Consider the following 18,446-nt stretch of genomic DNA (forward strand, 5'->3'; position numbering starts at 1 on the left):
CGACCCAAGCGCCGAGCGGTGCCGCGCATTTATCAAAGGAGTGTGTATGAATCTCACCATCAGTGGCCACCACCTCGATGTCACCCCCGCCATCCGTGAATACGTACAGAACAAGCTCGAACGCATCACCCGCCATTTCGATCAAGTGATCGATTCCCATGTCATCCTCGCGATCGACAATCTCACCGAAAAAGACAAAAGACAGAAAGCCGAGATCAACCTGCGCCTGTCGGGCAAGACAGTGCACGTGGAGAGTGTGGCGCAAGACCTGTATGCCGCGATCGACCTGTTGATGGACAGGCTGGACCGCCAGGTGTTGAAGTACAAGACCATGATGAAGGACCATAGTCGCGAGGCGCTCAAGCGCCTGCCTGAAGGCGGAGAGGCCGCTGCTGCGACGTAATCGCGCACCGAGCACCGTCTGAACGAGGGCGCCGCGAGGCGCCCTTTTCAGTTTTTTCACATCCTCAATGTGTGGGAGCGTGAGCGTGTCTTGGGTAAAATGCACGTCTCTCCCATCATCCTGCTGACCATGACCGACCATGTCCTGACCCGCGTTGCCAACGGCACCGGCATCATCACGCTCGACCGTCCGAAAGCCCTGAACTCCCTGTCGCTGGCCATGGTGCGGCGCCTGACCGACATCCTGCTGGCCTGGCGCGACGACGCCGCAGTCGACGCGGTGGTACTCGCCAGCAGCAGCGAAAAAGCCCTGTGCGCCGGCGGCGACATCCGCTTTTTCCACGAAGCCGGCCACGCCACCCCGACCGCCAACAGCGCGCTGCTGGAAGATTTTTTTACCGAAGAATACGCGCTGAACCACCTGATCCATTTTTATCCGAAGCCGTACATTGCGATCATGGATGGCGTGGTGATGGGCGGCGGCATGGGCATCGCCCAGGGCGGTCCGGACAGCGGCCTGCGCATCGTGACCGAGCGCACCAAGATGGCCATGCCGGAAGTGAACATCGGCCTGTTCCCGGACGTCGGCGGCAGCCATTTCCTGTCGCATGCACCCGGGCAGCTGGGCAATTACCTCGGCTTGACGGGACTGACGATCGGCGCGGCCGACGCGCTCTACGTCGGCCTGGCCGACGTGTTCGTGCCAGGCGCGCAGCTGGGTGAATTGAACGCGCTGATCTCCGCGACGCCGGGGGCGCAGCTGGCCGAGGCGATCCGCACTTTCGCTGCGCGCTTTACCGATGATGCCGGGGCCAGCACGCTGGAAACGCAGCGCAGCGCCATCGACCGCCACTTCGGCGCCGGTTCGGTAACCGCGATCATGAATTCGCTGGCAGGAGACGAGGAGCCGTTCGCGCAAAAAGCATTGGCTGCGATGCGCCAGCGCTCGCCGCTGATGATGTGCGTAACGCACCAGATGCTGGTGCGCGGCGCGACGCTGTCGGTGGCCGACTGCCTGCGCATGGAGCGTTCGCTGGTGCGCCGCAATTTCGAGCACGGCGAAGTGCTGGAAGGCGTGCGCGCGCTGGTGATCGACAAGGACAATGCGCCGCAATGGAATCCGCCGACGCTCGACGCCGTGACGCCGGAGATGGTGGACCAGTTCTTCGCGCCGGTGTGGCCGGATCACGCGCATCCGTTGCGCCATTTAAGCTGATATCGGTGATGCACCGTAGGGTGGGCTCTCGAGCCCACGCGGTCGTACTTTCGCGGGCCGTACCGTGTGAGACATAACGCGACCGAGGCATCTTAAGCGATTTTTACCGCTGATCAACCGGTGCGTCCGCGTGGGCACAAGTGCCCACCCTACGAGAATCGACAACCGGTTTACGACTGCTCGCGGTGCCTCACCACCACGCGCTCGGTCTCGTTGAAGTAGGCCGCCAGCCGCTCCGCCATGTACACCGAGCGATGCTGCCCGCCCGTGCAGCCCACCGCCACCGTCAGGTAGCTGCGGTTATCCGTCTTGAACGAGGGCAGCCACTTTTCCACGAATTTGCAGATGTCGTGCAACATCTCGGTGGCGCTGGGCTGGGCGTCGAGGAAGGCGATCACGGGGGCGTCCTTGCCGGTCAGCGGGCGCAGCGCCAGGTCGTAATACGGATTCGGGACGGCGCGCACGTCGAACACGAAGTCGGCGTCGAGCGGCACGCCGACCTTGAAGGCGAAGGATTCGAAGAACAGCGTCAGCGGCGCATGCTGGACCTCGGCCAGCTCCTTGATCCAGGCGCGCAGTTTATTGGCCGAGGCCTCCGACGTATCGATCACGTGGCCGAGCTGCTCGATGGCGCCCAGGCGCTCGCGCTCTTCGGCGATGCACTCGATCAGGGTACGGCGCGCGGCCGGGTTCTGGCCCGGCATCAGGGTATGCGACAGCGGGTGGCTGCGCCGCGTTTCGGAAAAGCGCGCGACCAGCGAATGGGTGCTCGCGGTCAGGAACAGCACCTTGACCTGGTGTCCTTCTTCCTTGAGCGTGCGCACCGTGAGGGGCAAGCCGGCCAGCGATTCGGCGCTGCGGGCATCGACCGCCACCGCCAGTTTGATCGTGCTCGTCGAGACAGAATCGACCAGCTGCGGCAGCAGGGGCGGCGGCAGGTTGTCGACGCAGTAATAACCCGCGTCTTCCAGGACATTCAGGGCAACCGATTTGCCCGAGCCGGAAATACCGGTGATGAGAACGATGTGCATGGCGCGATGATACCGCAAGCGCCCCCCATTTGTCGTCTCAATCCCCGCTCATGGCTTGACGTTGGTGGAGCAGGGGTTTCGCGGGACATGTCCCGCGCCTGCGCAACGGTCTGCCCTTGCAAGGGCAGACTCCTTGGCAACACTCAATCCCCGCTCATGGCTTGACGTTGCCGCTCCATGAACTCCTGCAGCGTATCGATCCCGCGCAGCTGCAGGATCGTATTGCGCACCGCGGCCTCGAGCAGCACCGCGATGTTGCGGCCGGCCGCGACCGGGATGACGACCTTGCGGATCGGCAGACCCAGCACTTCTTCGGTCGGAAAGTGGAAGGGCAGGCGCTCGACTTCTTCGTCGAGCACGCCGCGTTTCACGAGGTGCACGATCAGTTTCAGGCGCATCTTGCGGCGCACGGCGGTCTCGCCGAAGATCGCCTTGATGTCGAGCAGGCCAAGGCCGCGCACTTCCAGCAGGTTCTGCAGCAGCGGCGGGCAGCGGCCCTCGATCATGTTGGGCGCGATGCGCGAGAATTCGACGGCGTCGTCGGCGACCAGGCCGTGCGAGCGCGAGATCAGTTCCAGGCCGAGCTCGCTTTTACCGAGGCCCGAGTCGCCGGTGATCAGCACGCCCACGCCGAGCACGTCCATGAAGACGCCGTGCATGATCACGCGCTGGGCCAGCTTCTTCGACAGGTAGACCCGCAGGAAGTCGATCACCTGGGCGGCCGGCAGCGGCGTCGAGAACAGGGGAATGTTCTGCTCGTCGCAAATGGCAAGGATGTCGGGCGGGGTTTCCAGGCCTTGCGCGATGATCAGCGCCGGCGGTCCGCCGCCGATCAGTTCGCCGATGACGTGGCTGCGCGAACTCGATTTCAGGCGGTGGTAGTAATTCAGTTCCTGGTGCCCGAAGACCTGGATGCGGCCCGGGTGGATCAGGTTCAGGTGGCCGACCTGGTCGGCGGCCGAGGCGACGTCGCCGGAAATGAGTCGCTCGCCGCCGGGAAAGCCGGCGAACCAGCCCAGTTGCAGGCTGTCGCGGTTGTCGTCGTACAGCCGTTGGATGGTGAGCGGAGTCTGCAGCATGGCGAGAGAAAATAAGGGGAGGGAACTCCCCCGAGTTTAACCCAAGGCCTGCAAGCTAGGTTGCCAGTTGATAATACGTTCGTGGATCGCGCGCGGATCGGACTCGGTGGCCAGCGCCGTGCGGATCGCTTCGTCCGAGAACAGTTCGGCGATCTCGGACAGGATTTCCAGGTGCTGCTGGGTCACGTGGTCCGGAATCAGCAGGAAAAACAGCAGGCTGACCGGCTGGCCGTCGGGCGACTCGAACGGAATCGGCGCCGCCAGGCGCACGAAGGCGGCGATCGGTTGCTTCAAGCTCTTGCTGCCCTTAATGCGTCCGTGCGGCACGGCCACGCCATGGCCAAGGCCGGTGGAACCGAGGCGCTCGCGCGCGAACAGGTTTTCCGACACGGTCGAGCGGGCAATCCCGCAGTTGTTCTCGAAAATCAGTCCGGCCTGTTCAAAGGCGCGCTTCTTGCTGGATACCTCGATGTCGAGCTGGACGTTTTCGAGAGAAAGGATTTTGCTCAGATTGGTCATTTCACGCTTTTCATGTTGCGGCGCACAATAGCAGACTTGCGGAGCAGAATTATAGGCCGGTTTTTCGACCATGTAATTCGATTTCGCGTCGGTATCGTACGCCTGTCGCCCACCGATTTCAGGCTTTTAGCCAGCAGTGCGATGAGCGCTGTTTGCGCTTCCACAAGGTCCACGCAATTTCCGTATCGAAAATTGATACGTACCGAATGAAACGGCAGAGACAGGCCGCATCGACCGTAGTTTCCCCGTATTTGCTTAAAAAGTGTTTAAGCGGACGCACCGTGCCGGCTGTTGTTTTTCCGTCAGTTTCTGTGGCTGGAAAGGTACAGGCCGAAGACGCAGCATCCTACTGGCGCGCGCCGCGCAGGTTGTGCGGTCGTCCGGTACTGAAATTGGCGCGCCATGGATTGATGTCGAGGCCACCTCGGCGCGTATAGCGCGCGTAGACCGCCAGCTTGGTCGGCTTGCACTGACGCAGGATGTCCATGAAGATGCGCTCGACACATTGTTCGTGAAATTCGTTGTGCTCGCGGAAACCGATCAGGTAGCGCAACAGCCCTTCCTGGTCGATTTGCGGACCGACGTAGTCGATCTGCACGCTGCCCCAGTCCGGCTGGCCGGTGACCAGGCAATTCGATTTCAGCAAGTTCGACACCAGGGTTTCTTCGACCGGCGCCTCGTTGAAATTGGCCGTCAGCAGGTGCGGCGCCGGCGAATAATCGTCGACCTCGATGTCCATGCGGTCCAGCGACAAGCCCTCGAGTTCGCCCATTTTCAGCTTGCCGAAGTTTTCCGGTTCGGTAATCGTGATGTGCACCGGCGCGCCGAAAGCGTTCGACAGGTCCTCGCGCAGCAGCGCCACCAGCGCCTCGACGCCGGCCACGCGGGTCTGGTTGAAGGAATTCAGGTACAGCTTGAACGATTTCGATTCGACGATGTTCGGCGAATCGGCCGGCGCGCTGATGGTCGCGATCGCCACCTGCGGCTTGCCGCGCATGTTCAGCCACGACAATTCGTAGGCATTCCAGATGTCGAGGCCGAAGAACGGCATCGTGCCCTGGATGGCCAGTTCGTCGCGCTTTTGCTGGCGCGGAATCGGGAACAGCAACTCGGGCGCGTACTGGGTCTGGTAGGCGGAGGATTTGCCAAGTGGCGATTGATCGGGGGTATTGTTCATGATCTCGTCTGGAAGCGCCGGCGCTGCGCGACAGCGGGTAACTATCGCAATCCATGCCGGCCCGGCGGCGGCAAAGCGGCGTATCGTACACCTTTCCGGGGTGGCTTGCGCGCCGTGTCCGCTTGGCGGCAGTTGAACGCGTGGGCGGCGTCAGCGTCAACAATGATCAAGCAGCTGGGTAGAGCCGCCCACCTTACGCGTATGCCTGACGCTTGCTTAGCCGAGCAGCGTGCAGCAAGCCGTAGGGTGGGCGGCTCCACCCAGCAATATGAACAAACGCTGCATGTGCGCCGCCCACGCGTTCAACGCACAGTCGATACGACGCGAGGTTTCTGGAGCCGGTTGAACGCGTGGGCGGCGCCAGCGTCAACAATGTTCGGTCAGCCGGGTGGAGCCGTCCGGTGAATCCGTCATTGATGCCATTGGCATCAATGACCCCTACGTTCTGCTGCATACACATGCAAGGTGGTCGGCTCCACCCGAACGAATCACAAAAACAGTTTATAGACCGGATTCGCCGTCTCATCCCAATACCGGTACCCCAGCGTCGCCAGGAACTGCCGGAAGTCGTCCATCTCCCCGCCCGGCACCTGCAGCCCCACCAGGATCCGGCCGACGTCGCCGCCCTGGTTCCGATAGTGGAACAGCGAGATATTCCAGTTCGGCGCCATGCTGTCCAGGAAGCGCATCAGCGCGCCGGGACGTTCGGGGAATTCGAAGCGGTACAGCAGCTCGTCGCGCGCCAGCGCGCTTTTGCCGCCGACCAGGTGGCGGATGTGCAGCTTGGCCAGTTCGTCGTGGGTGAGGTCGAGGGTGGCGAAATCGTGCTGCTCGAACGTGTGGGCCAGCAGGCCCGATTCGCCGCGGCTGCTCACCTGCACGCCGACGAACACGTGCGCCTGGCGCGCGTCGCTGATGCGGTACGTGAACTCGGTGACGTTGCGCGCGCCGACCAGCGCACAGAAACGTTTGAAACTGCCGCGCTGCTCGGGAATCGTCACCGCGAACACGGCTTCGCGCGCCTCGCCCAGTTCGGCGCGTTCGGCCACAAAACGCAGGCGGTCGAAATTCATGTTGGCGCCGCAGGCGACCGCCACCAGGGTTTCGTTCTTGATCGGCTGGCGCGCCATCTGCGAGCGTTCCACATACGCCTTGGCGCCAGCGACCGCCAGCGCGCCGGCCGGCTCGAGGATGCTGCGCGTGTCCTGGAACACGTCCTGGATCGCCGCGCAGATGGCATCGGTATCGACCAGGATGATCTCGTCGACCACCTCCTTCGCCACACGGAAGGTCTCTTCTCCGACCAGGCGCACGGCGATGCCGTCGGCGAACAGGCCGACGTCCGCCAGCGTGACGCGCTCGCCCGCCTTGAGGCTCCTGGCCATCGCATCCGAGTCGATCGACTGCACGCCGATGATGCGGATGTCCGGCCGCACCGCTTTCACATAGGCGCCGATGCCCGAGACCAGGCCGCCGCCGCCGATGGCGACAAAGATCGCGTGGATCGGTCCCGAGTGCTGGCGCAGGATCTCCATGCCGATCGTGCCTTGGCCGGCGATCACGTCGGGGTCGTCGAACGGATGGACGAAGGTCAGCTTCTGTTCGCGCTCGAGCAGGATCGCGTGGTTGTAGGCGTCGGTGTAGGAGTCGCCATGCAGCACGACCTCGACCGCATTGCCGCCACGCGCCTTGACCGCGTCGATTTTCACTTGCGGGGTCGTGGTCGGCATCACGATCAGCGCGCGGCAGCCGAGCTTCGCGGCCGACAGCGCCACGCCTTGCGCATGGTTGCCGGCCGAGGCGCAGATCACGCCGCGTTTTAACGCTTCGGGCGACAGGTGCGCCATCTTGTTGTAGGCGCCGCGCAGTTTGAAACTGAACACGCTCTGCATGTCTTCGCGCTTGAAATAGATGCGGTTATTGAAGCGCTGCGAGAGGGTGGGCGCGAGTTCGAGCGGCGTTTCCTCGGCGACGTCGTAGACGCGCGCGGTGAGGATTTTTTTCAGGTAGTCGGTGGTCATGGTCAGCTTGAAAGCGTGGAAAGGAGGATGGTTGGCCAGTGTCCTGGTTCCTGTGACGCGAGACTGTTTACCGTGGCGGGTGACCTGGCTGCAGTGCGAGACGAAGGCCCGGGTAGCGGGCGCGTCGTATCGTGTCGGGGCGATGTGTTTTCCTCATTATAATGGACGCCTCCCACTGCCGAACCTCAACCGATGATCGAAACCGCTGTCCTCTGGCTGCTCAAGGTTCTCGCCGCTCCCACAGTCGGGCTCACGTCGGTCTTCGTCATCGCATTCGTCTCCGCCACCCTGGTCCCGCTCGGCTCCGAGCCGGCCGTGTTCGCCGTCATCAAGGCCAACGAGGCCATGTTCTGGCCGGCGATCCTGGTCGCCACCCTCGGCAACACGCTCGGCGGCGCGGTCGACTACCTGCTCGGCTACCGCGCCAAGATCGCCTTCGCGCGCGAGCGCCAGAGCCGCTGGTTCGGCTGGCTGGCGAAGTACGGCGCCAAGACCATGCTGCTGTCCTGGCTGCCGGGAATCGGCGATCCGCTGTGCACGCTGGCGGGGTGGCTGCACTTGCCGTTCTGGCCGAGCGTGATGTACATGGCGATCGGGAAGTTCGGGCGGTATCTGACCATGACGCTGGTGCTGCTTTATGTGCCGGATGATTTCTGGAGGAATCTGGGCACAATGATCACGCGAATCACAGGCTGATTTTGGTGTGGTAGGGTGGACTCGTAGGGTGGACTCTTGAGTCCACGCGGTGATACGCGACGGCTCCGCTTCCGTGCACGATGATCTCGCCGCCGCGTATCACCGCGTGGGGCAATTCACGGCATTGCCGTGAATTGCCCCGCCCACCCTACGTCCCTGCGATTTGGGTTAACGAGATCTCAGTCATATTTTTGATGCCTGCAGGCTGTTTTTTGCAAATCTAATTTGCACGGCGGGCCGTTGTTGCACATTTTCTTGCTTACCAGCTCTGCATGAAAACGTCCCGGCTCTGCGTTGTGCGGCGCAATAAGCTAGAATGGTTGTCCTTCGGGCCAGTCCAAACGTCGATCATCCATGAACGCCCCAGTACACATCCAGACCCTGCTCGCCGATAACGCACCGGCGCGCCTGCGCGAAATTCCCTATAACTACACCTCGTTCTCGGACCGCGAAATCGTGATCCGCCTGCTCGGCGAGTCGTCCTGGCAGCTGCTCGACCAGCTGCGCGGCGCGCGCCAGACCGGGCGGTCGGCGCGCATGCTGTACGAGGTGCTGGGCGATATCTGGGTGGTGCGCAGGAACCCGTACCTGCAGGACGACATGCTGGACAACCCGAAGCGGCGCCAGAAACTGATCGACGCCTTGCATCATCGCCTGGCCGAAGTTGACAAGCGCCGCCTGACCGTGGACACCGCCGACGGTGGCGACGCCGACACCGTGGCCGCACGCAGCAGCGCGGTGGAGCAGCTGCTGGCCGCAGCAACCCAGGCCGTCGACGACTTCGGCCGCGAATTCCGCGACATGTACGACCTGCGCAAAAAGGCGCGCGCCGTGCTCGGCGCCTATACCGATAAACGCAACATCCGCTTCGACGGCATGCACCGCGTCTCGCACGTGACCGACGCCACCGACTGGCGCGTCGAATACCCGTTCCTGGTGCTAGTGCCCGACAGCGAAGAAGAGATGGCCGGTCTGGTCAAAGGCTGCATCGAACTCGGGCTGACCATCATCCCGCGCGGCGGCGGCACCGGCTACACGGGCGGCGCGATTCCGCTGACCGCGATGTCGGCCGTGATCAACACCGAGAAACTGATCGGCCTGGGCGAAGTCGAAATGACGCGCCTGCCAGGTGTCGACCGCGACTACGCCACCATCCACACCGGCGCCGGCGTCGTCACCCAGCGTGTCTCGCAAGCGGCGGAAAAGGCCGGCTTCGTGTTCGCGGTCGACCCGACCTCGGCGCACGCTTCCTGCATCGGCGGGAACATCGCCATGAACGCGGGCGGCAAGAAGGCGGTCTTGTGGGGCACGGCGCTCGACAACCTCGCTTCCTGGCGCATGGTCGACCCGAACGGCGACTGGCTCGAAGTCACGCGCCTCGAGCACAATCTCGGCAAGATCCACGACGCGCCGACCGCTGTTTTCAAACTCGAATGGACACACCCGGCCGTGAAAGGCGCCCCCAAAGGCGCGCCCTTCCGCACCGAGACGCTGACCATCGAGGGCCGCAAGTTCCGCAAGGAGGGGCTCGGTAAAGACGTCACCGACAAATTCCTCTCCGGCCTGCCGGGCATCCAGAAAGAGGGCACCGATGGCTTGATCACCTCGGGCCGCTGGATCCTCCATAAAATGCCGAAGTTTACGCGCACCGTGGCGCTGGAATTCTTCGGCCAGGCGCGCGATGCGATTCCGTCGATCGTCGAGATCAAGGATTACCTCGATTCGCTGCCGAAAAACGGCAAGCCCGAATTCGAGACACTGCGTCTCGCCGGCCTCGAACACCTCGATGAACGCTACCTGCGCGCGGTCGGCTACGCCACTAAATCCAAGCGCGGCTCGCTGCCGAAAATGGCGCTGTTCGGCGACATCGTCGGCGACGACGAAAATGCCGTCGCCATGGCCGCCTCGGAAGTGGTGCGCATCGCGAACACGCGCGTCGGCGAAGGGTTTGTGGCCGTCAGCGCCGAAGCGCGCAAGAAATTCTGGCTGGACCGCGCCCGTACCGCGGCCATCGCGCGCCATACCAATGCCTTTAAAATCAACGAAGACGTCGTCATTCCGCTGAACCGGATGGGCGAGTACACCGACGGTATCGAGCGCATCAACGTCGAGCTGTCGATCAAAAATAAACTGCAGCTGGCCGGCGAACTGCACACCTATCTGTCGGGCGGCCACCTGCCGCTGGAAAAGAGCGACGACGCCAGCGGCGACACGGTCGCGCGCGACGAGATCATGGGAGACCGGCCGGAGCAGGCCGTGGCCCTGGTCGAGGCCGTGCAGGCGCGCTGGACTTATGTGCTGGCGAACCTGGACCGCAAGCTGGTCGACGTCCACCACCAGCTCGACGAACTCGGCCTGGGGCACCTTTCCAGCACCTTCGATCTGCGCATCGGCAACCAGCGGGAGGCGACCCTGTTCGACGTGGTGCAGGACCATACCCTGCGCATCTCGTGGAAGCACGACCTGCGCGCGCCGCTGCGCCAGATTTTCAATGGCGCCGCCTACAAATGCATCCTCGACGAGACCGTCGCGATCCACAAGCGCGTCTTGCGCTCGCGCGTCTTTGTCGCGCTGCACATGCACGCCGGCGACGGCAACGTCCACACGAATCTGCCGGTGAACTCGGACGATTACGCGATGCTGCAGGATGCGCATAAGGCGGTCGAGCGCATCATGAAGCTGGCGCGCTCGCTCGACGGCGTGATCTCGGGCGAACACGGCATCGGCATCACGAAACTCGAATTTTTGCTTGATTCCGAAATCCAGGACTTCCGCGACTACAAGCTGCGCGTCGATCCGGAAGGGCGCTTCAACAAGGGCAAGCTGCTGAACCTGAAGGAAGCCCACGCCGACCTGCGCAATGCCTATACGCCGTCGTTCGGCCTGATGGGCCACGAATCGCTGATCATGCAGCAAAGCGATATCGGCGAAATCGCCAATTCGATCAAGGATTGCCTGCGCTGTGGTAAATGCAAGCCGGTCTGCACCACCCACGTGCCGCAATCGAATTTGCTGTATTCGCCGCGCGACAAGATCCTGGCCACCTCGGCCCTGATCGAAGCTTTCCTCTACGAAGAGCAGACCCGCCGCGGCGTCTCGATCCGCCACTGGGAAGAATTCGAAGACGTCTCCGACCACTGCACCGTGTGCCACAAGTGCGTCACGCCATGCCCGGTCAACATCGACTTCGGCGATGTCTCGATGAACATGCGGAATTTGCTGCGCAAGATGGACAAGCGCAGCTTCAAACCGGCGAACCGCGCGGCCATGTTCTTCCTGAACGCGACCGACCCGACCACCATCAACGCCACCCGCAAGGCGATGGTCGGCGTCGGTTTCAAGGCGCAGCGGCTCGGCAACCAGCTGCTGCGCAAGTTCGCGAAAGAGCAGACCGCCGCACCGCCACCGACCACGGGTAAAGCGCCGGTGCGCGAGCAGGTGATCCATTTTATTAACAAGAAAATGCCGGGTAATCTGCCGAAGAAGACGGCGCGCGCGCTGCTCGACATCGAGGACGACAAGGTGATCCCGATCATCCGCAACCCGAAGGCGACCAATGCCGACAGCGAAGCGGTGTTCTACTTCCCCGGCTGCGGTTCCGAGCGCCTGTTCTCGCAGGTCGGCCTGGCCACGCAAGCGATGCTGTGGGAAGTCGGTGTGCAAACCGTGCTGCCGCCGGGTTACCTGTGCTGCGGCTATCCGCAACGCGGCGCCGGCCAGTACGACAAGGCCGACAAGATGATGACGGATAACCGCGTGCTGTTCCACCGCATGGCAAATACCCTGAACTACCTCGACATCAAGACGGTGCTGGTTTCGTGCGGCACCTGCTACGACCAGCTGGCGACCTATGAATTCGAAAAGATCTTCCCTGGCTGCCGCATCATGGACATCCATGAATACCTGCTTGAAAAAGGGGTGAAGCTCGAAGGCGTGGAAGGCACGCGCTACATGTACCACGACCCTTGCCACACGCCGATGAAGATGCAGGATTCGATCAAGACCGTGAACGAATTGGTGAGCACGTTCGACAACGTGAAAATCGAAAAGAACGACCGCTGCTGCGGCGAGTCCGGCACCTTTGCCGTGACGCGTCCGGACATCGCGACCCAGGTACGCTACCGCAAGGAAGCCGAGATGGAGAAGGGCGCGGCCAAGCTGCGCGCGGATGGTTTCGAGGGCGAAGTCAAGGTGCTGACCAGCTGCCCATCCTGCCTGCAAGGCCTGTCGCGCTACAACGGCGACGCGAACACCTCGGCCGACTACATCGTCGTCGAGATCGCCAAACACCTGCTGGGCGAGAACTGGCTGCCCGATTACGTGGCGCGCGCCAACAATGGCGGGATCGAGCGGGTACTGGTATGACGAGTCTCCCGAACTGCGAGCTGTGCCAGTTCGCCGCATCGACGGTGCACGCCAACGAAAAATTTTCGGTGATCCTGGTCGACGATACGAATTATCCCGGCTTTTGCCGCGTCATCTGGCGCGACCACGTGCGCGAAATGAGCGACCTCGCGCTTGCGGATCGCTTGCTGCTGAACGAAGCGGTGTACGAGGTCGAGCAGGCGATTCGCGAGACCATGGCGCCGGTTAAAATCAACGTGGCGAGCCTGGGCAACGTCGTGCCGCACCTGCACTGGCACGTCATCCCGCGCTACACTGACGACGCGCACTTCCCGGCGCCCGTGTGGGCCGCAGCGGTACGCGAAACGGACGCCGCCGTGCTCGATGCACGCCGCGCCATGTTGCCGCACCTTGCCGACGCCATCGCGCGCCGCATGAACCGAACAGACAAGTAAATAGTAAAAACTGACCATGCCGATTCCAACCGAACTGACCGTCCACCAGAAATCCCGCCTGCTCGACATCGCTTTCAACGACGGCCGCGCCTTTTCCATTCCTTTCGAGCTGCTGCGCGTGTATTCGCCTTCGGCCGAAGTGAAAGGCCACGGGCCGGGCCAGGAAACCCTGCAAGTAGGCAAGCGCGAGGTTGGCATCAGCGGCGTCGAGCCGGTGGGGAATTACGCGGTGAAACCGCTGTTTACCGATGGGCACGATAGCGGGATCTTTACCTGGGATTATCTTTATAAACTGGGCAGCGAGCATGCGGCGCTGTGGCAGGAGTATCTCGGACGCTTGCAGGCGGCGGGGTTCGAAGGCGATAGCGGACGCGAGCCGGGCACGGTGTTGCCGGGAGCACTGGTGCGTGGGGGTGTTTGCGGGAGTGGCCATAACCACTGAGCTGGGTCGCATACGGTGATCCGCGTGGGCACAAGTGCCCACCCTACGGTGCACCACCGCCTATAGCAAGTTCATGGAACAGTCGCATAATGTAGGGTGGGCTCTCGAGCCCACGCGGTACGGCAGCGCCTGATCCACCACCGCATCCGGCAACCTGCCCAATCAATTACCCATAAAAAAAGCGCCCCGAAAGGCGCTTTTTCATTTATTCAAACCGCGTCAGCCACCGCAGCGGCCACGCGATCCAAATATCACTGCGGCTGGATATTGGCAGCCTGTTTGCCCTTCGGGCCAGTGGTGATCTCGAAGCTCACGCGCTGATTCTCCGACAGGGATTTGAAGCCCGGTGCGTTGATTGCCGAGAAGTGCGCGAACAGGTCTTCACCGCCGCCGTCAGGCGTGATGAAACCAAAACCTTTTGCATCGTTGAACCACTTAACAGTGCCAGTCGTCATTTTAATTCCCCAAAAGTTTATTTTAATGTGCCTTGTTTCGGCCTGTCGGTGAAGAAAACGAATGACGCCAGCGACTGTCTTAACAAAGCGAAATTATTATAGGCAGAAATTTGCGTTCGTGAAGGAAAATTTGGCGACGTATTTATTGCCGAGTTGGGGCGAAACGACAGCTGAGCCGCCTTATCGCCTTATCTCGTTCTCGGTTGCAATGAACGTTGTTGAGCGCTAAGCATGTCCTGCAAGAATGCCGCTCAGAAGCCTCTTTTTCGGATGGGGTATTGAACAGCTAGTCCTGCACCACCGCCTGCGACAGCACCGCCACCAGCTGCTCGATCGCATACGGCTTGGCCAGTACCTGCACGTCGGGCACGGCGACTTGCTGTTCGGTATAGCCGGTCGCCAGGATCACCGGCAAGCCGGGATAGCGCTCGCGCAGGATGCCGGCCAGGTCGATGCCGCTCACCTGGCCCGGCATGACGACGTCGGAAAACACGACGTCGGGCCGGCGCGCATCGCTTTCCAGCAGGCGCAAGGCGGCTTCGCCGTCTTCGGCAACCATTACCTCGAAGCCGCTTTCCTGCAGCGCGCGCAGCACGGCTTCGCGTACCAGGGCGTCGTCTTCGACGAACAGGACGGTGCCGCTGCCGTGCGCCGGCGCGGCGCCATCGGCGATCCCGGGGGTAGCCGTGACGGCGTCGCGGGCGCGCGCCAGGTACAGGTCGACCCGGGTGCCGATGCCGGGAATGCTGTCGAGCACCAGCGTGCCGCCGGCCTGGGTCGCGAAGGCATAGGCTTGCGGCAAGCCCAGGCCCGTGCCCTGGCCCGGCGGCTTCGTGGTGAAGAATGGGTCGAGTGCGCGTGCCATGACCTCGGGCGTCATGCCGCTGCCACTGTCGACCATGCTTACCAGCACGTAGTCGCCGCGCGCCAGGGCGGGGCCGGAGCCGGCGTCGCCAGCGTCGATCGTGATATTCCTCGCTTCCAGGCGCAGCACGCCGCCATCCGGCATGGCATCGTGCGCATTCATGGCCAGGTTCAGCAGCGCCACGTCGAACTGCAGCGGCTCGAGCGTGACCGGCCAGACCTCGTCCGTGCAATGCACCTCGACCGCGACCTTGCCGCCCAGCGAACCTTTCATCAGCTGCACGGCGCTGCGCAGCTGCGCACACAGGTCAACCGTGGTGCGGCGCGCTTCCTGCATGCGCCCAAATGCGCCGAGCTGGCCGGTGAGGGTGGTGGCGCGCGCCACCGTGCGCTGGCAAGTCTGGATCAGGCTTTTGACCTTGTCGTCGCGCGTGGTGAAGGCCGCCAGTTGCAGCGCCGTGGTCAGCGTCTGCAGCAGGTTGTTGTATTCGTGGGCGATGCCGCCGGTAAGGCGCCCCAGGGATTCGAGTTTCTGGTTCTTCAGCAGCGCGCTCTGGGCGCGTTCGGTGGCGGCGATCGCGGCGGCGACACGCGCCTCCATCTCGGCCCGGCCCTGGCGGATGCGGGTGCTGGCATCGGCCAGGTGATGCGCCACGCTGTCGAGTTCGGCCCAGCCGGCGGGTTGGTAGCGCACTTCGGCGCCGGTGCCGAGCGCCACGGCGCTGCGGCCGAGCGCGTCGATCGGCGCGATGGCGCGGTTGGCGAAGCGACGCGCCGCCACCAGGCCGATGACCAGCAGCAGCGTCATCATGCCGCCGAGCAGGGCGGCGGCGCGCAGCGGCGCCTGGCGCAATTCGCTGCGCGGAATGCTGAGCAGGATCTTCCAGTCGGCGCCGGGCACCGTGCTGGCATACACGCGCGAATCGATGCCGTCCAGGGTGCGCGATTCAACCATCGTTTCCTGCACGCCGCGCACCATGGCGCGAGTGGTGTCGCGCACGGGTTTGCCCAAGTACAGTTCCGGCGCCCGGGTGCGCGCCACGACCAGCCCGTTGCGGTCCATCAGCGTCGCCAGCCAGGCGGCGGGCAGGCGCTGGCGTTCCAGCAACTGCTGCAGGGAACCGACGTTTATGCCCAGGGACAGCAGGTAACGCACCGGCCTGCCGCCGGGAGTGCCATCGCCGGTCGCGCCGTACACCGGCACCTGCAGCGCAATGTCGTGGCCCCCGGTCGTGCGCGAGACGAACAGGTCGGACACGAAGGTATCGGTCGGGCTCTGATGCTGCATCAGCTGCGCGATATTCGAACTGCCGCGCGGCGGCAGGTCGCTGCCGTAGGCGCGCCGGGTATTGAGCAGGGGGCGGCCATCCAGGTCGAACAGGACAATGACCGATTCCGGCGGCGGCGCGGCGCGGCGGGCGTGCTGGTAGAACTCGACCAGGTCGCCGCGCTCGAGCGAAGGGGCGCCGGCCAGCGCGCGCAGCAGTTCTTCCTTTTTTTCGAGCTCGTTATCGACGAGCAGCGCGATGGCCCGCGCCGTCTCGGCCATGCTGCGATCCTGCGCCTGCTGGGCATCGCGGTAGACAAAAGCGACCGCCAGCGCCGCTGCGATGAACGAAGGCACCAGCACGGACAGCACCAGCAGCAGGAAACGGGTCCTCGTTCGCATGCAGATTGAATATTGCAAAGAAGGAAATGAAGGGTGACCAGAAATTATACAAGAGTTAACAATCTGGTGCTGCAGCGACGGGCTTTCCCCGGCGGCGGCAAGTGCGTTGCGGGCTTGCCCGGCCGCACAGGCGCTGCCACGCGCCCCGCATGCATGTCGCTTGTATAATGCGGCAAGATCAACCGGCAGAGCACTATGACCAACACCACCCATTTCGGCTATAAAACCGTTTCCGAGGACGAGAAGGTCCACGAGGTCGCCAAGGTTTTCCATTCCGTCGCCGCCAAGTACGACGTCATGAACGACCTCATGTCCGGCGGCCTGCACCGCATCTGGAAGACTTTTACCATTGCCCAGGCCGGTGTCCGTCCAGGCTTCAAGGTGCTCGACATTGCCGGTGGTACCGGCGACCTGTCGAAAGCCTTTGCCAAACAGGCGGGGCCGAGCGGGGAAGTCTGGCTGACCGACATCAACGAGTCGATGCTGCGCGTCGGCCGCGATCGGCTATTGAATAAGGGTCTGGTGACCCCCACCTTGCTTTGTGATGCCGAAAAGTTACCATTTCCGGACAATTATTTTGACCGGGTCAGCGTCGCCTTTGGTTTGCGCAACATGACGCACAAGGACCAGGCGCTGGCGGAAATGCGCCGCGTGCTGAAACCGGGCGGCAAGCTGCTGGTGCTGGAGTTTTCGAAAGTCGCGGCGCCGCTGCAAAAGCCGTACGACGTGTATTCGTTCTCGGTGCTGCCATGGCTGGGCCAGCGCATCGCCAACGATTCAGAGAGCTACCGTTACCTGGCCGAATCGATCCGCATGCACCCGGACCAGGAAACGCTGAAAGGCATGATGGAAACGGCGGGTTTGGAACGCGTCCAGTATTTCAACCTGACGGCGGGCGTGGCGGCGCTGCATACCGGCATCAAGCTCTAAACACGCGCTAAGGGAGCGTTAAGCTTTAGGCATTAAGCTAAGCTCAAATTTTAAGGGGGCATGTGAAATGAAAAAATTCCTGGTTACGATGGTACTGGCCTTGAGCACCACGGCAATGGTTGCCGAAGCTTTCGCCCGTCCAATGGGCGGCAAGCGCTCCTTCGGGCGCCAGTCGCAGACGGTGCGCCAGATGCCTGCCCCCGCACCGGCCCCGGCCGCGCCGATTAACCGCCAGGCGGCGACGCCAGGCCCGGCCGCGCCGGTTGCCGGCGCTGCTGCCGGCGCCGCCGGCGCCCGTGCCGCGCAGGCGGCCAAGCCGAGCATGTGGAAAGGCTTGTTGGGTGGCGCACTGCTCGGCCTGGGCCTGGGCGCCCTGTTCTCGCACCTGGGCATCGGCGGCGCCATGGCGTCGTTCCTGTCCTCGGTCCTGATGATCGCGCTGCTGGCGTTGGCCGTCATGTTCATCGTGCGCATGTTCCGCCGCAAGGATACCCCGGCGAATGCCCAGTTCAAGGGCGGTTTCAATCAGCAGCCGCTGCCGGCTGGTGCAGTTCCCGTTGGTACGCCTGAAATCGGTTCGGGCCTGCAGCAACCGCAATCGTTCCAGGGAACCGCTGCTGGCGTGTCGCTGAACAAGGGTGCAGCTGCACCGGCGCAGCACGTGCAATGGGGCGTGCCGGCCGACTTCGACGACGAGGCCTTCCTGCGTCATGCGAAATCCTCGTTCATCCGCATGCAGGCTGCCTGGGATAAAGGCGACGTGGCCGACCTGCGCGAATTCACGACGCCGGAAGTGTTTGCTGAACTGAAAATGCAGATCGCCGAACGCGGCGCGAATGCCGATTTCACCGACGTCGTCTCGATCGACGCCCAGCTGCTCGGCATCGAAACCACCGCCAGCGATTACCTCGCCAGCGTCCAGTTCAATGGCATGATCCGTACCGCCCAGAATGCACCGGCCGAGCCATTTACCGAAGTCTGGAACATGGAAAAGCCGTTGTCGGGCAATACGGGTTGGGTACTCGCGGGTATTCAGCAACTGGCTTAATGTTTTTTACAAACTTTCCTGTGCGCCCGGGTTTGTGCCCGGCAAACTGGTAAGATCAAAACCGCCCGCCTCAACCCGGGCGGTTTTGTTTTTTTCGC

At 62.9% G+C, this 18,446-nt stretch carries 15 protein-coding genes; 8 read left to right on the forward strand and 7 right to left on the reverse strand.

The features are described from left to right. Positions 1-46 precede the first annotated feature (46 nt). A complete protein-coding gene (gene hpf, locus IFT60_RS07440) occupies positions 47-403 on the forward strand; it encodes a ribosome hibernation-promoting factor, HPF/YfiA family (RefSeq protein WP_192051201.1) in 357 nt (118 codons plus the stop codon). A gap of 129 nt (positions 404-532) precedes the next feature. Further along, positions 533-1,618: an enoyl-CoA hydratase/isomerase family protein gene (locus tag IFT60_RS07445; protein WP_192051512.1), complete on the forward strand. Its 1,086-nt coding sequence runs from the start codon at positions 533-535 to the stop codon at positions 1,616-1,618. Between the two features lie 170 nt (positions 1,619-1,788). Here IFT60_RS07445 and rapZ read toward each other — a convergent pair whose 3' ends face one another. The 5 genes from rapZ to ilvA form a co-directional block, all read right to left on the reverse strand. Continuing rightward, positions 1,789-2,649, reverse strand: coding sequence for an RNase adapter RapZ (gene rapZ / locus IFT60_RS07450; RefSeq protein ID WP_192051203.1), 861 nt, complete (start codon positions 2,647-2,649; stop codon positions 1,789-1,791). Between the two features lie 143 nt (positions 2,650-2,792). Beyond that, positions 2,793-3,728, reverse strand: coding sequence for an HPr(Ser) kinase/phosphatase (gene hprK / locus IFT60_RS07455; RefSeq protein ID WP_056345175.1), 936 nt, complete (start codon positions 3,726-3,728; stop codon positions 2,793-2,795). A gap of 36 nt (positions 3,729-3,764) precedes the next feature. Then, on the reverse strand, positions 3,765-4,247 hold the full coding sequence (locus IFT60_RS07460; protein WP_192051206.1) for a PTS sugar transporter subunit IIA: 483 nt from the start codon (positions 4,245-4,247) through the stop codon (positions 3,765-3,767). Between the two features lie 346 nt (positions 4,248-4,593). Then, on the reverse strand, positions 4,594-5,424 hold the full coding sequence (gene queF, locus IFT60_RS07465) for an NADPH-dependent 7-cyano-7-deazaguanine reductase QueF (protein ID WP_192051208.1): 831 nt from the start codon (positions 5,422-5,424) through the stop codon (positions 4,594-4,596). Between the two features lie 488 nt (positions 5,425-5,912). Next, on the reverse strand, positions 5,913-7,445 hold the full coding sequence (gene ilvA / locus IFT60_RS07470) for a threonine ammonia-lyase, biosynthetic (protein ID WP_192051210.1): 1,533 nt from the start codon (positions 7,443-7,445) through the stop codon (positions 5,913-5,915). A 192-nt stretch (positions 7,446-7,637) separates the two neighbouring features. On the opposite strand from ilvA, the gene IFT60_RS07475 reads away from it, so the two are divergent. The 4 genes from IFT60_RS07475 to IFT60_RS07490 all read left to right on the forward strand — a co-directional run bounded on the left by IFT60_RS07475 (position 7,638) and on the right by IFT60_RS07490 (position 13,382). Then, positions 7,638-8,141, forward strand: a complete 504-nt coding sequence (locus IFT60_RS07475) for a YqaA family protein (RefSeq protein WP_192051212.1) — start codon at positions 7,638-7,640, stop codon at positions 8,139-8,141. 354 nt (positions 8,142-8,495) lie between these two features. Next, positions 8,496-12,506 carry a DUF3683 domain-containing protein gene (locus IFT60_RS07480; RefSeq protein WP_192051215.1) on the forward strand — a complete coding sequence of 1,337 codons (4,011 nt, stop codon included), beginning with the start codon at positions 8,496-8,498 and terminating at the stop codon, positions 12,504-12,506. Next, positions 12,503-12,940 carry an HIT family protein gene (locus IFT60_RS07485; RefSeq protein WP_192051217.1) on the forward strand — a complete coding sequence of 146 codons (438 nt, stop codon included), beginning with the start codon at positions 12,503-12,505 and terminating at the stop codon, positions 12,938-12,940. The genes IFT60_RS07480 and IFT60_RS07485 overlap by 4 nt, the downstream gene beginning before the upstream one ends. 16 nt (positions 12,941-12,956) lie before the next feature. Next, positions 12,957-13,382, forward strand: coding sequence for a gamma-butyrobetaine hydroxylase family protein (locus tag IFT60_RS07490; RefSeq protein ID WP_192051219.1), 426 nt, complete (start codon positions 12,957-12,959; stop codon positions 13,380-13,382). 251 nt (positions 13,383-13,633) lie between these two features. Here IFT60_RS07490 and IFT60_RS07495 read toward each other — a convergent pair whose 3' ends face one another. Further along, positions 13,634-13,837: a cold-shock protein gene (locus IFT60_RS07495; RefSeq protein WP_192051221.1), complete on the reverse strand. Its 204-nt coding sequence runs from the start codon at positions 13,835-13,837 to the stop codon at positions 13,634-13,636. Between the two features lie 286 nt (positions 13,838-14,123). Beyond that, positions 14,124-16,370, reverse strand: coding sequence for a hybrid sensor histidine kinase/response regulator (locus tag IFT60_RS07500; protein WP_192051224.1), 2,247 nt, complete (start codon positions 16,368-16,370; stop codon positions 14,124-14,126). 195 nt (positions 16,371-16,565) lie between these two features. Between IFT60_RS07500 and ubiE the strand changes: the two genes are divergently transcribed. Together ubiE and IFT60_RS07510 are read left to right on the forward strand one after the other, a co-directional pair. Then, positions 16,566-17,300 carry a bifunctional demethylmenaquinone methyltransferase/2-methoxy-6-polyprenyl-1,4-benzoquinol methylase UbiE gene (gene ubiE, locus IFT60_RS07505; protein ID WP_192051227.1) on the forward strand — a complete coding sequence of 245 codons (735 nt, stop codon included), beginning with the start codon at positions 16,566-16,568 and terminating at the stop codon, positions 17,298-17,300. A 67-nt stretch (positions 17,301-17,367) separates the two neighbouring features. Continuing rightward, positions 17,368-18,348: a Tim44 domain-containing protein gene (locus tag IFT60_RS07510; RefSeq protein WP_192051229.1), complete on the forward strand. Its 981-nt coding sequence runs from the start codon at positions 17,368-17,370 to the stop codon at positions 18,346-18,348. The last annotated feature ends 98 nt before the right edge of the window (positions 18,349-18,446 follow it).

Source organism: Massilia sp. CFBP 13721 (assembly GCF_014842025.1).
Taxonomy (GTDB): domain Bacteria; phylum Pseudomonadota; class Gammaproteobacteria; order Burkholderiales; family Burkholderiaceae_D; genus Telluria.

Coding starts and splice junctions, on each gene's coding strand:
- hpf (WP_192051201.1), top strand. CDS start 47: ATGAATCTCACCATCAGTGGCCACCACCTCGATGTCACCCCCGCCATC.
- IFT60_RS07445 (WP_192051512.1), top strand. CDS start 533: ATGACCGACCATGTCCTGACCCGCGTTGCCAACGGCACCGGCATCATC.
- rapZ (WP_192051203.1), bottom strand. CDS start 2,649: ATGCACATCGTTCTCATCACCGGTATTTCCGGCTCGGGCAAATCGGTT.
- hprK (WP_056345175.1), bottom strand. CDS start 3,728: ATGCTGCAGACTCCGCTCACCATCCAACGGCTGTACGACGACAACCGC.
- IFT60_RS07460 (WP_192051206.1), bottom strand. CDS start 4,247: ATGACCAATCTGAGCAAAATCCTTTCTCTCGAAAACGTCCAGCTCGAC.
- queF (WP_192051208.1), bottom strand. CDS start 5,424: ATGAACAATACCCCCGATCAATCGCCACTTGGCAAATCCTCCGCCTAC.
- ilvA (WP_192051210.1), bottom strand. CDS start 7,445: ATGACCACCGACTACCTGAAAAAAATCCTCACCGCGCGCGTCTACGAC.
- IFT60_RS07475 (WP_192051212.1), top strand. CDS start 7,638: ATGATCGAAACCGCTGTCCTCTGGCTGCTCAAGGTTCTCGCCGCTCCC.
- IFT60_RS07480 (WP_192051215.1), top strand. CDS start 8,496: ATGAACGCCCCAGTACACATCCAGACCCTGCTCGCCGATAACGCACCG.
- IFT60_RS07485 (WP_192051217.1), top strand. CDS start 12,503: ATGACGAGTCTCCCGAACTGCGAGCTGTGCCAGTTCGCCGCATCGACG.
- IFT60_RS07490 (WP_192051219.1), top strand. CDS start 12,957: ATGCCGATTCCAACCGAACTGACCGTCCACCAGAAATCCCGCCTGCTC.
- IFT60_RS07495 (WP_192051221.1), bottom strand. CDS start 13,837: ATGACGACTGGCACTGTTAAGTGGTTCAACGATGCAAAAGGTTTTGGT.
- IFT60_RS07500 (WP_192051224.1), bottom strand. CDS start 16,370: ATGCGAACGAGGACCCGTTTCCTGCTGCTGGTGCTGTCCGTGCTGGTG.
- ubiE (WP_192051227.1), top strand. CDS start 16,566: ATGACCAACACCACCCATTTCGGCTATAAAACCGTTTCCGAGGACGAG.
- IFT60_RS07510 (WP_192051229.1), top strand. CDS start 17,368: ATGAAAAAATTCCTGGTTACGATGGTACTGGCCTTGAGCACCACGGCA.